The sequence below is a fragment of the Pseudarthrobacter ribosi genome (genome assembly GCF_055412865.1).
Genome location: NZ_JBVAYZ010000006.1, coordinates 242,652 through 256,962 on the forward strand (window position 1 = coordinate 242,652; position 14,311 = coordinate 256,962).

Genomic DNA, 14,311 nt, shown 5'->3' on the forward strand with positions numbered 1-14,311 from the left:
CGGTACTAGCCGAGGACAGAGTCGAATGCCGTGCCCGGCAGCGGCGCCTGCGGCGGCAGCGGCCGGTTCGGGCGCTCCGTGCGGATGGCGTCCTCGACCAGGGCAACAGGACGGCGCCAGGCATCCGAACCGGCTTCCATGGTGTCCACAACACCGATCAGCATGGCCAGCAGGCGGATCAGGTCCGTCATGGAAATGTCGCTGCGCAGGGTTCCCTGGCCCTGTCCGCGGCCCAGCAGCACGGCCACGGACTCGATCAGGTCGCCCGTGATGCCGGTGAGGAGTCCGCGCCGGCCGGCGACGGCTCCCAGCAGGTTGGCCTCCTCGCTGGCAACGCCCATCAGCGCGTCAATGACGAGGAAGAGCCCGTCCGCGGCGTCCGGCCCGGCGAGGGCCTCCTCGATGACCGGGTCGACCAGCAGGCCGAGCTGGCGGTGCAGGGCCGCGAGGACCAGTTCTTCCTTGTCGGCGAAGTTCCTGAAAAGCGTGGCCGGACCGACGCCGGCCGTCACGGCGATGGTCTGCAGCGGCACCTCCGGGCCGTGCTCCCGGAAGCACTGGCGGGCGGCGGTGATGATCTTGTCCACGTTCCGCGCGGCATCGGCGCGGAGCGGCCTGCGGTCTGCTACCCGGTTCATTTGCTTAGGTTAGCAACGCAGAGCCGGGGCGGGGAGGTTACTTCCGGGTATTGATTTATGTGACGGTGCCGGCCGCCGGCTCCGGGCCGGGGCCCGGTCCCGGAGCGGGGCAGATTCGGGCTCCAGCCGCGCCGTCACGGCTTTCGAGCACGTGACAGACTGGTGCCATGTTGCTTGCATTCTCTGTCGCACCCTCAGGCCGTCCAGCACGCACGGCCGATGACTCGCCCGCCGGTTCCGCGGCCGTCCCTGCGGACGAGGCGTCCGTCCACGACGCCGTCGCCGAAGCGGTGCGGATCGTCCGGGAGTCCGGCCTGCCGAACCACACCGACTCGATGTTCACCACGATCGAGGGCGAGTGGGATGAAGTCTTCGACGTCGTGAAGCGGGCCACCGAGGCCGTGGGCCGTTACGGCAGCAGGGTCTCCCTCGTCATCAAGGCGGACATCCGTCCGGGCTTCACGGGCGAACTGACCGGAAAACTGGACCGCCTGGAGCAGGCGCTCGGCGACTAGCCAGGCGGTGCCGCGGGCCGGAAGTCCGGGCCGGACCCAGACCCGCGACGGCCTACCGCCGGGACGGGCCAGCTGGAAGACTGGGGGCATGTTCGAGCATCAGCCCACCGCCCGCTGGATCGCCGTCGAGGACTTCCTGTCCGAGCTTGTGGTCCGACCGGACAGCTCCCTGAAGCGCGCGGTCAGCTCCGCCCTCGAGGCGGGCCTGCCGCCCATCGAAGTTGCCTCCACCGCCGGAAAACTGCTCAAACTGCTGGTGCAGCTCTCCGGGGCCCGCCGCGTCCTGGAGATCGGGACGCTGGCCGGCTTCAGCACCATCTGGATGGCCCAGGGGCTGCCCGACGGCGGCCGGCTGCTCACGTGCGAATACCTCCCCAAACACGCCGAGGTGGCCCGCGCCAACGTGGACGCCGCCGGACTGGGCCACCTCGTGGAGATCCGGGTCGGGGCCGCACTGGACACGCTGCAGGCGCTCGCCGACGAGGGCGCCGAGCCCTTCGACTTCGTTTTCATCGACGCGGACAAGGAAAACAACCCGCACTACCTGGACTGGGCCGTCCGCCTTGGCCGGCCCGGCACCGCCGTCGTGATGGACAACGTGGTCTGGGAAGGCGCCGTGCTGGAACCCGCGATGGACGCCGTCAACGCCCCGGGCATCATCAGTGCCCTGCACATGCTGGGCGAAGACCCGCGGCTGGACGGCACCGTCATCCAGACGGTGGGCTCCAAGGGCTGGGACGGCTTCGCGCTCGCACGGGTGCTGTAGCGTCGCTGGAGGCGAGCAGCGGCGCCGGGACGCCCGCCGGAGATCCCAAAGTGCTCAGTGTGCTTAGATTTACTGAGCAGTAGCCCGGCCCGCAGGCATGGACGCCGGGAGCACCAGACGCACTTCGAAAGGGAACAGGCCACCGAATGAACCGGACTCCCGATTCCCCGCGGCCGGTCGCCGTGAGAATCAGTTCTGCGCCGGAACAGCTGGCCGGCCTCACCCCGCTGCTGGAGGCGGCCCGGGCGGCTGCCGGCGATGTCCCGGCGCTGCTGGAGCTGGCCAAAGCCGCCGCAGCAGCTGCCCCGCTGCCCGGCGGGGGGCGGACGGCGTTCCTCTGGGAGATCCTGGCCTCCGTCACGGCCGTGGACGTCGCCGCCGGCCGGGCCATTGAACCCCACCTGGACGCAACGGCGATCCTCACCCAGGCCGCGGGCCAGCCGGCGCTGAACGGCCGGGACTGCCCGGACCGGGACGGCGAGGGCGCCGACGGTGCCTGGGGTGTGTTTGCCGCCGAAGCCCCCGGGCTGCGGCTGGAAGCGAAACCGGCGGACGGCTGTTTCCTGCTGCACGGCGCCAAACCCTGGTGTTCCCTGGCCGCCCAGCTGGACCACGCCGTCGTGACCGCGCGTCTGGACGACGGCGGCCGGGCGGCGTTCGCCGTCGACCTCCACGCCCAGGGCGTCAGCTTCGAGGATCCGCAGTGGACCAGCCGGGGACTCCGGGAAATCCCCAGCGGCACCGTGCTCTTCGACGCCGTCCCGGCCGTGCCGCTGGGCGATGCCGGCTGGTATTACCGCCGGCCCGGCTTCGCCTGGGGCGGCATGGGAGTGGCGGCCTGCTGGCTGGGCGGCGCCGTCGCGGTGGCCCGCGGCTTCAAGGCGTCCCTGCTCACGGCGGCCGACGGCGGCCGCGCCCCGGACCAGCTCGCGCTCGCCCACCTCGGCGAGATCGACCGCACGCTCACCGCCCTGACCGGCTACCTCGCCCGGACCGCCAGGCGGATCGACGCCGGGGAACTCACGGACACCGGCGCGTGGAGCGAGGCCCTCCGCGTCCGAGGCGCCGTCGCCGCCGCCGTCGAACGTATCCAGACGCTGGTCAGCCAGAACCTCGGGCCCGCACCGCTCGCCTTCGACGAGGTCTACGGAAAGCGCATGGCCGACCTCTCGCTCTACATCCGCCAGCACCACGCCATGCGCGACGACGCCCAGCTTGGTGCCCTCACGCTCAAGGGAGACCACCCATGGTGAGCTTCACCCATCAGGACGCTGGAACCGGCGAGGACGCCTGGGCAGCCAGCGGACTCGCTGCGCTCCCGGAGCTGCCGCTGGACACCGGCGAGCTCGCCGGGCAGGCGTTCATTGTCCTGGCCGCGCACCCGGACGACGAATCCCTGGGCGCCGGCGGGCTGATGGCCCGGCTCCGGGCGCTCGGCGCCCGCGTCACGGTGCTGCTGTGCACGGCGGGGGAGGCCTCCCACCCGGACTCACCCACCACGACGCCGGAACAGCTCGCCGCCGTGCGGCTCCAGGAATTCGGCGGCGCGCTCGCGCACCTGCTGGGAGACCCGGACTGGCGGTTCCTCGCCCTGCCCGACGGCGGGCTCGCCGCCCACCGTCCGGAGGTGCACACCGCGCTGCAGCACGCCATCGCTGACGCTGCCGCAGCGGGACTGGCCGCGGAGCGCATCACCCTCGTGGCCCCGTACCGGCACGACGGCCACACCGACCACGAGGCGCTGGGCGCCGCCGCGGCCGAGGCTGCCGACGCCGGCGGCCACGGGCTGCTGGAATACCCCATCTGGTACTGGCTCTGGGCGGACGCCGCGGACCAGGCCTGGCAGTCCTGGCTGCGCCTTCCGCTGGATCCTGCCGAACGGCAGGCCAAGGCGGCGGCGATGGCCTCCCACACCTCGCAGGTCCGTCCCCTGACCGGTCAGCCCGGGGACGAGGTGCTGCTCCCGCCGGCGATCCTGGAGCACTTCGAACGTCCGTTCGAGACGTTCGCGTGGCAGCGCCCGGCCGCCGGCCGCGGTGTCGCCTATGCCGCCGCCGACGCGGAAGGCGTCTTCGACGCCGTCCACACCGGAACCGACGACCCCTGGCAGTACACCACCAGCTGGTACGAACACCGTAAGCGTGCCCTCACGCTCGCGGCACTGCCCGGCCTGAACTACGCGGCAGGGCTTGAAATCGGCTGCTCGATCGGGACGCTCAGCGTGGACCTCGCGCAGCGCTGCGCCAGCTTCACCGCCGTCGACGCGAGCAGCGCCGCGCTGGCCCACGCCGCCCGCCGCCTGGCACACCTGCCCGCAGCCCGGACCAGTCACCTCACCGTCCCGCAGGACTGGCCGGACGGCCGCTTCGACCTGATCGTCGTCTCCGAGGTCGGATATTATCTCGCGCCCGCCGAGCTGGCCGAGCTGTTCGCACGGGTCGAGGTAGCCCTTCTGCCCGGCGGCACCCTGGCCCTGTGCCACTGGCGCCACCCCATCTCCGGCTGGGAGCTCGACGGCGACTCCGTCCACGCCGCCGCCCGCCGCCACCTCGGCTGGGCCGACGCCGGACTCTACCGGGAACGCGACTTCATTCTCGAGGTCCTGATCGCGCCCGGGGTCGGCGGCGAACCCCGGCCCGCCGCGGTCCCCTTGCCCGGTCCGGAAGGCTAGACGAAATGAACACCCACGCCCTGCCGCTGCCCCGCGGCCACAGCATCGACCGGATCGCCGTCGTAATGCCCGCCCACAATGAGGACGAGCACCTCGGCCGCGCCCTGCTGGCCGTGCAGCGCGCCGCCGACGCCCTGCACCGGGTCCGGCCCGACGTGGACGTCCAGGTGACCGTGGTGCTGGACAGCTGCACCGACGGCTCCGCCGGCATCGCCGCCCGCTACGCCGCGGCGGACCGCCGCTTCGGCGCCCTCGAAGTGACCTTCCGCAACGCCGGCGCCAGCCGCGGGGCCGGTATCCGGGCCGCCGGGATCGGCACAGCCCGGCGCCGTGCGCCCGGCCTGCGGTGGACACCCCCGACGTGGGCGGGCCGGACCTGGCTGGCCAACACGGACGCGGACTCGCAGGTGCCGGAATGCTGGCTCGTCCGGCAGCTGGAATTCGCGGACGCGGGAGCCGACGCCGTGCTCGGCTCGGTGGAGCCGGACCCGGCCGGGATGGACCCGGAGCTGCTCCGGCGCTGGCTGGAACGCCACCCCTTCGAGGAGGACCACCCGCACATCTACGGAGCCAACTTCGGGGTCAGGGCCTCGGCCTACCTGGCCGCCGGTGGCTTCCCCAAACTCTCCTCGCACGAGGACCGGACCCTGGTGCACAGCCTCCGCAACCGCGCCTTCACCGTCACGGCGACGGACAGCATGCGCGTGCTGACCTCGGGCCGGACCCACGCCCGGGCGCCGCATGGCTTCGGCGCCTACCTGCGGACGCTGGGACGGCACCGGCTACCGGCGATCGACTAAGTCGGACCGCCGGGCCAGGCCGTCATCGCGGTCTTGAATCAGGTGGACAGACACAGGGGGTGCGCATGGCCCGGAAAGGTCATGCGCACCCCTCTGTGGGAACCGGGAGCCGGCTCCGTGGTGTCAGTCGCGGCGGTCCTCGCGGCGGTCACCGCGGTCGTCCCTCCGGTCCTCACGGCGGTCACCGCGGCGGTTAATCCCGTGGGCGACGACAACGGCCCCGCCGACGGCGGCGGCGGTCCTGCGCCTGCGTCGTGCTGCCAGTGGCATGTCAGGCTCCTTCCTTCATTCCTTCGGGCGATTGGGCTTCGGCTTCGGCGTCGGCCTGGAAAGCGGCGATGACGGCCTGGGTCGGGATCCGGCCGCTGGCCACGAGCTGGCCGCCGGCCTTGCGGACGGCCGCGCCGAACGGGGCCGCCCACTGGTTCTCCCAGACGAGCACCGCGGCGGAGTGGCCGGGCTCAATCGTCTCGGCCAGGTCCATGACGTCCTGCTCAGAGAGCACCATGGCCAGGTCGGCCTCGGCCATGCGGATCTCGCCGAGCTCGCTCGCGTCGAGGTCGGAGATTTCCGCCGTCTCGAGCGTGCCGTCCTCGGTCTTCCTCAGGAACACCATGTCGAGCACCCTGATGAGGTCACGCTTGACCAGGTCCTCCAGGAACGGGGCGATCTGGCCGTTACCGAAGTTGGGTCCCGGGAACTCCACGACGAGCCAGTCCACCGGCCCTAGTTCATCCAATGTCTCAGCCATGCTGATGACCTCCGTTTCTCATGGGGTACTGGCGATCCGACGGACCGCCGCAGTCTTATCCTGTGCCCCCGGTGCGGCGTGGCGCCTCATCCCCGCAGGGTGACCTCACGCATCCGGGATCGGGCAGCGCATCTGATCTCCTCGAATTTCAAAACATCATGGTCTACGTTTGGCTCAACCGGTCGTGCGTCCGCTGGGAGGTGGGGATCCTGAAGTTTTTGGAGACCTCACCCAGCTGGTCCTGGGCGTGGACCGGGACCCGGACAGCTACCTCAGGACCGTTCCGCGGATCGCGGAAGCCGAGAAACAGGCATCGGCCCGGTAGCAGCGGCTTTGTGCCCCGGAAGCTTCATCCCGGCCGCCTTCCTGCCGGGGCTTAGCGCGCGCAGCGCATTGAGGATCGTGGCCAGGTCCACGAGTTCCTGGGACAGGGCGCCGGCGATGGCCGGGATATGGCCGGCCGCCGCCGCGACCATCAGCGCCACGCTCAGCCCGATGCCGATCCAGATGCTCTGCAGCGCCACCTTCACGGTGCGCTGCCCGATCCGCACGGCGGAGGCGGCCCGGGACAGGTCATCGAGGATGATCACGACGTCGGCCGACTCGCCGGCCGCCGTCGAGCCGCGCGCGCCCATCGCGATCCCGACGTCGGCGACGGCCAGGACGGGGGCGTCGTTGACGCCGTCGCCGACCATCATGACCGGGCGGAGGGGTAGGGACCGGACGGCGTCGACCTTGTCCGGCGGCAGGCACTCGGCCCGGACATCGGTGAGCCCGGCCTCAGCCGCGATGTGCTCGGCGGTGGCGAGCGCATCGCCGGTCAGCATCACCGTCCGGCTGACGCCGAGTTCCTTGAGCTCGGCCAGGGTGCGGCGGGCTTCCGGTCGGATCGGGTCGCTCATCACCAGGGACCCGGCGAATTCACCGGCCACGCCCACGTAGATGGCCAGTTCGCCGCTGGCGAGCTTCGTTGCCCCGACGCCGGGGGCCGATTCGCCCACGAAGTTGGGCTTGCCGACCACCACGTCGCGGCCGTCGAAGCGGGCCCGGACACCGTGCGTGGCGAATTCCGTGGCCTCCGTGGCGGTTTCGAAGGCCAGCCCGCGGGTGTGCGCGGCATTCATCACCGAGGCGGCCAGCACATGGGAGGAATACTGTTCGGCGGACGCCGCCAGCCCGAGGACCTCGTCTTCGGTGAAGGACCCCGCGGTCCGGACAGCGACGAGGGCCGGCCGGCCGTAGGTGAGGGTGCCGGTCTTGTCGAAGGCGACCGTCTTGATCCGGCTCAGTTGTTCCAGAACACCGGCGTATTTGATGATAACGCCGCCGCGCGCGGCGCGGCTCATGCCACCCAGGAAGGCCACCGGGGCGGCGATCAGCAGCGGGCACGGGGTGGCCACCACCAGCACTTCCGCGAAGCGGGCCGGGCTGCCACTGACGATCCAGCCGATCGCGCCAAGGACGTAGGCCAGGGCAGTGAACGGCACGGCATACCGGTCCGCGAGCCGCACCATCGGCGCCTTGCTGTCCGCGGCCTCCTTGACCAGTGCCACGATGCGGCTGTACTGCGAATCCTCCATCCGGGCCGTGACCTGCATCCGGACCGCGGCTTCGCCGTTGAGGGAGCCGCTCAACAGCCCCTCGCCGGCAACCCGCTCCACCGGAAGGCTCTCCCCGGTGAGCGAGGACTCGTCGAAGCTGCCGGATTCCGAGAGCAGGATGCCGTCCAGCGGCACCACCTCACCCGGCCGCACCAGCAGGATGTCACCGACCTCCACGTCCGTGGCGGCAACGTCCTCCTGCTGGCCGTTTGTGGGGGTTCCTGCTGCGTCGGTGCCGGGTGTGCCGGCTCCGTTTGTCGGGGTTCCGGCGGCGGAGCTGCCGCCGGGTTCGCGGTGGGCCGTGTGCGGGACGCGCTCCAGCAGGGAGGTTAGTTCTTTCTTGGCCCGGCCGGCGGCATAGTCCTCCAGGGCGGTCCCGCCGGCCATCATGAGGACAATGATCATGGAGGCGATGAACTCGCCGACGAGCACCGTGCTGACGATCGCGGTGACCGCCAGGATGTCGATGCCCCACTGGCCGCCGATCAGCCGGCGGACCATGCCGACGGCCAGGTAGGCCGCCACGGCCAGGGCGTAGATGCTGGCTGAGATCTGCGCAATCAGCGGCTGCCCGGACAGGAGCAGTATAAGGACCGCGAGCAGGGCAGCTATGGTGCCCGCAACAAGCGGATACCGGAGCAAGAGATTCACGGATCCTGCCTTCGCTTCGCGTTGTCTTCACGCGTCTTCCACTATTTGCATCCTACTGCGGCGCCCTTCCGTAGGGGTCCGTACGGGCAGAGGCCACGATGCACCGGCGGGCGGTCCCCTCACGGGCATGAGACGCTGGAGCGGGGCGGGGGAAGACCCGTCCCGGCCGAACCGGCCCGCAGCTCGGGACCGGTGACGGCTCGGCGGACAGTACCAGGAGGAATGGCGTGCGAAGCAGTTCAGACACCGTTGAGACCAAGACTGCCCTGGTGGTGGGCGCCAGCGGGATTGCCGGGTCAGCCCTGGTCGACAGGCTCGCGGATGAGGGCTGGGACGTTGTGGCACTCTCCCGCAGCCCGATCCGGCGCGGCGATGTCCGCCATGTGAGTGCGGACCTGAATTCGGTGGAGGGCCTGCGGGAAGCCCTGGCCGGCGAACGGGCGAGCCACGTGTTCTACACCGCATGGTCACGGATGAACACGGAACAGGAAAACATCGAGACCAACGCGGCCATGCTGCGGAACCTGCTGGCCGGCCTCAGCGGCCATCCGGTGAAGCATGTGGCCCTCATGACCGGGCTGAAGCACTATCTGGGCCCGTTTGAAGCGTATGCGGCGGGGGAGATGCCGGACACTCCCTTCCGGGAAAGCGAGCCGAGGCTGCCGACGCCCAACTTCTACTACGCCCAGGAAGACGAGTTGTGGGCTGCCGCCGGGAAGCAGGGCTTTGGCTGGTCCGTGCACCGGGCGCATACGGTGATCGGGCACGCGGTCGGCAATGCCATGAACATGGGTCTCACTCTCGCCGTCCAGGCATCCATCTGCCGGGAGCTCGGCCAGCCGTTCATCTTCCCGGGCTCCGAGACGCAGTGGAACAGCCTGACGGACATGACGGACAGCGGGCTGCTGGCGGACCACATGATCTGGGCGGCCACCGCCGACGGGGTGGGCGACGAGGCCTACAACATCGTCAACGGCGACATCTTCCGCTGGCGGCGCATGTGGCCTGCGATCGCCGCCTATTTCGGGGTCGAAGCCGTCGGGTATGCAGACCGGCCCCGCCCGCTAGAACAACAGATGCTCGGCAAGGAGGACCTCTGGGCAGATATCGCCGCCCGCCACGGGCTCGCCGAACCCGACCTCACACGGGTTGCCTCCTGGTGGCACACGGACGGTGATCTGGGCCGGAACCTCGAAGTCGTCACCGATATGAGCAAGAGCCGTCTGGCCGGCTTTACCGGGTACCGCCGCACGGAAGATTCCTTCACCCGCCTGTTCGACCGGTTCCGGGCCGACCGCCTGATTCCGGCAGCGTCCGCGGCCCCGGGGGCCTTTCAGCCCTAGTTCGCCTGTGGCCGGTAGTGCCACCGTGAAACATGTGGTCGTTCCTCTCCGACCGGCGCCGGTGGCTGGCGGCCGTGGCGGTGGTGCTTCTGCTGTCCGCCGCGGTGGTGCTGTCCGCCGTCCTGACGACTGTCCCGCCGTCGGCCGAACCGGCGGCGCCACCGTCGCCCACGGCGCCGCTTTCGCCGACGATCCCGGCCACCGCCGGCCCCTCGGACAGCGCGACGCCGGGGTCGTCGCCGTCGGACGTACCGGTCCCCGCCGCCAGCGAAACGGCTTCCGCCGTGCCCGCGCCGCTGCCCACCGGTCCGGCTCCGGCACCGCCCGCACCTCCGCCGGCATCTGAACCGCCGGCGCCCCTCGCGCCACCGCCCGCACCGCCGGCCCCGTTCCCCGCCGCGCTCGCCGGCCGCGACGTCGAGGTGATTCCGGGGGCCGGCGCGGTGGTGGCGCTGACGTTCGACGCCGGCGCCAACTCGGCCGGGCTGCCCGGCATCCTGCAGACCCTGGCCGCCACCGGTGTGCGCGGCACGTTCTTCCTCACCGGCAACTGGGCGGCCGCGAACCCTGAGGGAGTCGCCGCGATCGTGGCAGGCGGCCACCGGCTGGGCAACCATTCGATGACCCATCCGGGCTTCACCGGGCTCCCCGACGCCGCGATCGGGGACCAGCTGTCGGGAGCCGAGCAAGCCATCCGGGCCGGCGGAGGGGATCCGCGGCCATTGTTTCGGTTCCCGTTCGGCGAACGCGACGCCCGCACCATCGCCACCGTCAACGCTTATGGCTACCTGCCCGTCCGCTGGACGGTGGACACCCTGGGCTGGAAGGGCCGCAGCGGCGGGATCACGGCCCAGATCGTGGCGGACCGGGCGCTGGCCGGGCTCCGGCCCGGTGAAATCGTGCTGATGCACATCGGCTCCAACCCCAACGACGGGACCACCCTCGACGCCGACGCCCTGCCCGGGATGATCGAGCGGATCCGCGAGGCCGGCTACGGCTTCACCACCCTGGACGCGCTGCTGTCATGACGGAGTCGCGCCCGGCGGGCGCGCATTCCGGTTAGGGAGCGTCCATCCGGAGCACCGCCGCTCCCGTGACCCGGTCCTCCGAGAGGTCCAGCAGGGCCTTGTCCGCGGCCGAGAACGGATAGGACACCGTGGTGGGCCGCAGCGGGATCTCTGTCGCGACGCGGAAGAACTCCTCGCCGTCGGCCCGGGTGTTGGCGGTGACACTGCGCAGCTGGCGTTCCTGGAAGAGCTCCGCGGCGTAGTTCAGCGGCGGAATGTCACTCAGATGGATACCGGCGACGGCGAGCGTGCCGCCCCGGTCCAGGGCACGCAGGGCCGCCGGAACCAGGCTGCCGGCCGGGGCGAAGAGAATCGCGGAATCCAGCGGATCCGGCGGCTGCTCGTCGGCGCCGCCAGCAAAGGTAGCCCCCAGCTCGAGGGCGAGGGCGCGCGCCTCCTCGGACCGCGTCATCACGTAGACGCGCGCGCCCTGGAAGAGGGCGATCTGGGCCGCCAGGTGCGCGGATCCGCCGAAGCCATAGATTCCCAGCCGTCCTCCGATGGGCAGGTCGGCGCGGCAGAGAGCGCGGTAGCCAATGATTCCCGCGCACAGCAGGGGTGCCGCCTCCTCGTCCGAGAAGCTAGACGGGAGCTGGTAGGCAAAGTTCTCAGCCACCGTGATGAGTTCGGCGTAGCCGCCGTCGCGGTCCCACCCGGTAAACACGGGGAAGAGGCAGAGGTTCTCCGCGCCGCGCAGGCAAAAGCGGCACGTGCCGCAGGTCCCGCCGAGCCAGGCGACGCCCACCCGTTCTCCGGGGGAAAACCGCGTGGCGCGGGCCCCGCACTTGACGACTTCGCCGACGACTTCGTGTCCCGGGATGACGCCGGGGCGCCGCGGCGCGAGATCGCCCTCGGCCAGGTGCAGGTCGGTGCGGCAGACGCCGCACACTCGGACCCGCAACAGGACTTCACCCGGGCCCGGCCGGGGGTCGGGGCACTCGTCCGCCACCAGGGGGCCGCTTCTCATCGGCCCGGGCTGTCCTACCCGCCAGGCTCGCACGGGCGTCCTCCTCTGCTAGAACCTCCAGCTCCCCTCTGAAGGCGGTGGTCCGGTGGGGCGGGGTCAGCGCGTAATCAGGACATTGCAGCGCGCCTTGTTCAGGACGCGTGAGACGGTGTTGCCCGGACCTCCCTCACGGTTGTGGGTTCCAATGACCAGCACTTCGGCGTCATCGGTGGCTGCCAGCAGTTCCTTGGACGCCGCGTGGCCTTCCCGCAGGACCCCGGAGACCGACAGCTCCGGAGCGAGGTTCCGGGCCTCCTCCACGGTGTGGTCCAGGAGTTCCTGGCCGTGCAGCGGGCCGTGCCGTCCGTGCCCTTCCCGGGCACCGCCGCGGGATTGGTCGATGTGGACAATCTGCAGGGTGGTGCCCAGCATCCCCGCCAGCCGGGCGGCGCCGGCCAGCGCCGCGGAACTCCGGGACGTCCCGTCGATGCCAACGACGACGGGGCCGGCGGCCTGGCCGGGGCTGCGCGGCCGGCGGATGACCATCAAAGGACACGGGGAGGAGCCGGCCAGGTCGAGACAGACCGACCCGGCAACGTGCCCCAGCACGCCGCCGACACCGCGGCTGCTGACCACCAGGAGGCGGGCATCACGGGCGGCGTCGCGCAGCACGGCAGCCGGGAGCCCCGCCTCCATGACACCCTCGACGACGGAACGGGGTGCGCCCGCCGACCCCGCGGCGGGTGCCTGGGCGGCGGCGACGGCCGTGCGGGCCAGTTCCACACCTTCCGCCAAGACCACCTCCGCCGCGTGCCGCAGCCCGCTGCCTTCGACCCCCTTGACCGGTCCGAGCTTCTTGGTGAATACGGGCCAGATCCAGGCATGCACGACGCGGAGCCGGTACCCTCCGGCGGCCGCGTACTCCGCGGACCACCGGACGGCCGCCTGCGCCGCCTCGGACCCGTCGTAGCCCACTGCCACCGTGCTGCGTTCGACCCCTTCGGCGGGTACCGTCATGCGTCCTCCCGGTCAGCCAAGTCCGCCACCGGGCGGCACTTTGCCCCTAGTAGAACGCAGGGTCCCCGAAAGGGCTAGGGGCTTTGGTCCCGCGGGTTGAGGGGATACTCGTCCCGGGCGGACCGGGACCCCGCCGCGGCCTCCGTGCCGGGGCCGCCGCTGCGTTCGCGCAGTTCGCGGCCGCGGTGGATGTCTTCCTCTTCACGGGCCTGCAGCTTGTCGCTCTGCTTGGTGTCCCGGGGTGGCAGCTGGATGGTTTCCTCGGCTTCGATGCCCGCCTGGAGCTGGCGGCCGCGTTCCATTTCGGCGTCGAATTCGGCGCCGAACAGCAGCGACATGTTGAGGATCCAGAGCCAGAGCAGCGAAACGATGACGCCGCCGATCGTGCCGTAGGTCTCGTTGTAGCTGCTGAAGTTGGCGACGTAGAACCCGAAGGCCAGGGAGGCCAGCAGGAAGATCACCAGGGCTATCAGGGAGCCGAGGCTCATCCAGCGGAACTTGGGCTGTTTCACATTGGGCGTGGCGTAGTAGAGGATGGCGATCGCGGCCACGACGAGCAGCACGATGAGGGGCCATTTGGCAATGTTCCAGACGGTGAGGACCGTCCCGCCCAAGCCAAGGGCGTTGCCGACGGACTCTGCCACCGGGCCGCTGAGGACCAGCATGGCGGCCAGCAGCACCACAATCAGCACCGTGGCGATGGTGACGGCGAGCATGGTTCCACGGAGCTTGATGAACGGCCGGCCTTCATCAATTTCGTAGATCCGGTTCATGGCCCGACCAAACGCCCCGACGTAGCCGGAGGCCGACCACAGGGCGGTGAGGATACCTAGCACCAGGGTCAGTCCGGCGGCGGAGTTACTGCTGAGCTGCTGAATCGGTTCGCGGATGGCTTCCACGGTGTCTCCGGGGGCGACGCCCTGGACGATCTCCAGCAGCGCCCCGGTGGTTTTCTCGGGCTGTCCGAAGATGCCCAGCAGCGACACGAGGGCCAGCAGCGCCGGGAAGATGGAGAGCACCGAGTAGTAGGTCAGTGCCGCGGCGAGGTCGGGGCACTGGTCCTTGGTGAATTCGCGCAAGGTCTTCCTGGCGACGTATTTCCACGAGGGTTTGCTGACGTCGGTGGGGCTGTCCGGTTTGCGGGAGTCATCCGGTGCGGGCGCCGTGCGGGCCTTGGCGGTGCTGCTCTCCTGCGATTCGGCGTCGGCCGGAGTCGCTGCCGCGGCGGGGTTCTTGGACATGGGAGTTCTTCCTTCAGGGGGTTAAGTGCGTCAGCCGGCCGCCCGGCGCGTGAGCGCGGGACGGCCGGCCGGGTGCCAGCGGGTCAGGCCTGCTGGACGTTGTCCTTGGCCTCGGCGGTCCGGTCCTTGACGTCCGCGACGGCGCCCTGGCCTTCGGCCTTGACGTGCTCGGTCGCGTCAGCGGCGGTGGCCTTGACGTTCTCCATCGCGGCCTGGGCGGGCTCCTTGAGCCCCTCCGCGACGTGCTTGGCGGCCTCGGTGAGTTCCGTGGTGAGCGGTTCGGCCGCGGTCTTCAGGGCGTCCG

Annotated in this window: 14 protein-coding genes and 1 pseudogene; 7 read left to right on the top strand and 8 right to left on the bottom strand. The window is 70.8% G+C overall.

Going from position 1 to position 14,311, the window contains the following annotated elements:
- Window positions 1–5: 5 nt before the first annotated feature.
- Window positions 6–638, bottom strand: a complete 633-nt coding sequence (locus tag ACZYZ5_RS09020; protein ID WP_463901071.1) for a TetR/AcrR family transcriptional regulator — start codon at window positions 636–638, stop codon at window positions 6–8.
- A 167-nt stretch (window positions 639–805) separates the two neighbouring features.
- Here ACZYZ5_RS09020 and ACZYZ5_RS09025 point away from each other — a divergent pair, with 167 nt between their 5' ends.
- The 5 genes from ACZYZ5_RS09025 (at window position 806) to ACZYZ5_RS09045 (ending at window position 5,390) form a co-directional block, all read left to right on the top strand.
- On the top strand, window positions 806–1,153 hold the full coding sequence (locus ACZYZ5_RS09025) for a thiamine-binding protein (protein WP_307458145.1): 348 nt from the start codon (window positions 806–808) through the stop codon (window positions 1,151–1,153).
- An 88-nt stretch (window positions 1,154–1,241) separates the two neighbouring features.
- Window positions 1,242–1,919 (top strand): O-methyltransferase, encoded by a 678-nt coding sequence (locus ACZYZ5_RS09030; protein WP_463901073.1) that lies wholly within the window; start codon window positions 1,242–1,244, stop codon window positions 1,917–1,919.
- A 146-nt stretch (window positions 1,920–2,065) separates the two neighbouring features.
- Window positions 2,066–3,172, top strand: coding sequence for an acyl-CoA dehydrogenase family protein (locus ACZYZ5_RS09035; RefSeq protein ID WP_463901075.1), 1,107 nt, complete (start codon window positions 2,066–2,068; stop codon window positions 3,170–3,172).
- On the top strand, window positions 3,166–4,590 hold the full coding sequence (locus ACZYZ5_RS09040; RefSeq protein ID WP_463901077.1) for a PIG-L family deacetylase: 1,425 nt from the start codon (window positions 3,166–3,168) through the stop codon (window positions 4,588–4,590). The genes ACZYZ5_RS09035 and ACZYZ5_RS09040 overlap by 7 nt, the downstream gene beginning before the upstream one ends.
- A gap of 5 nt (window positions 4,591–4,595) precedes the next feature.
- Entirely contained in the window at window positions 4,596–5,390 is a 795-nt protein-coding gene (locus ACZYZ5_RS09045) for a glycosyltransferase family 2 protein (protein ID WP_463901079.1), read from the top strand.
- A gap of 123 nt (window positions 5,391–5,513) precedes the next feature.
- Here ACZYZ5_RS09045 and ACZYZ5_RS09050 read toward each other — a convergent pair whose 3' ends face one another.
- From ACZYZ5_RS09050 to ACZYZ5_RS09060, 3 genes are all read right to left on the bottom strand, one after another.
- Window positions 5,514–5,660, bottom strand: coding sequence for a hypothetical protein (locus ACZYZ5_RS09050; RefSeq protein WP_155855732.1), 147 nt, complete (start codon window positions 5,658–5,660; stop codon window positions 5,514–5,516).
- A 1-nt stretch (window position 5,661) separates the two neighbouring features.
- A complete protein-coding gene (locus tag ACZYZ5_RS09055; protein ID WP_463901082.1) occupies window positions 5,662–6,141 on the bottom strand; it encodes a DUF6325 family protein in 480 nt (159 codons plus the stop codon).
- 272 nt (window positions 6,142–6,413) lie between these two features.
- Window positions 6,414–8,393 carry a heavy metal translocating P-type ATPase gene (locus ACZYZ5_RS09060; protein ID WP_463901084.1) on the bottom strand — a complete coding sequence of 660 codons (1,980 nt, stop codon included), beginning with the start codon at window positions 8,391–8,393 and terminating at the stop codon, window positions 6,414–6,416.
- A 227-nt stretch (window positions 8,394–8,620) separates the two neighbouring features.
- Between ACZYZ5_RS09060 and ACZYZ5_RS09065 the strand changes: the two genes are divergently transcribed.
- A complete protein-coding gene (locus ACZYZ5_RS09065; RefSeq protein ID WP_463901085.1) occupies window positions 8,621–9,736 on the top strand; it encodes an SDR family oxidoreductase in 1,116 nt (371 codons plus the stop codon).
- A 32-nt stretch (window positions 9,737–9,768) separates the two neighbouring features.
- Window positions 9,769–10,764 carry a polysaccharide deacetylase family protein gene (locus ACZYZ5_RS09070; RefSeq protein ID WP_463901087.1) on the top strand — a complete coding sequence of 332 codons (996 nt, stop codon included), beginning with the start codon at window positions 9,769–9,771 and terminating at the stop codon, window positions 10,762–10,764.
- A gap of 31 nt (window positions 10,765–10,795) precedes the next feature.
- Here the strand turns inward: ACZYZ5_RS09070 and ACZYZ5_RS09075 are convergent, their stop codons facing one another.
- From ACZYZ5_RS09075 to ACZYZ5_RS09090, 4 genes and pseudogenes are all read right to left on the bottom strand, one after another.
- Window positions 10,796–11,803, bottom strand: coding sequence for a zinc-dependent alcohol dehydrogenase family protein (locus ACZYZ5_RS09075; RefSeq protein ID WP_463901089.1), 1,008 nt, complete (start codon window positions 11,801–11,803; stop codon window positions 10,796–10,798).
- A 63-nt stretch (window positions 11,804–11,866) separates the two neighbouring features.
- Window positions 11,867–12,766, bottom strand: a complete 900-nt coding sequence (locus ACZYZ5_RS09080; RefSeq protein ID WP_463901091.1) for a universal stress protein — start codon at window positions 12,764–12,766, stop codon at window positions 11,867–11,869.
- Window positions 12,767–12,840: 74 nt separating this feature from the next.
- Window positions 12,841–14,007, bottom strand: coding sequence for a YihY/virulence factor BrkB family protein (locus ACZYZ5_RS09085; protein WP_463901092.1), 1,167 nt, complete (start codon window positions 14,005–14,007; stop codon window positions 12,841–12,843).
- An 83-nt stretch (window positions 14,008–14,090) separates the two neighbouring features.
- Window positions 14,091–14,311 (bottom strand): annotated as a pseudogene (locus tag ACZYZ5_RS09090) (DUF3618 domain-containing protein); the annotation flags it as partial.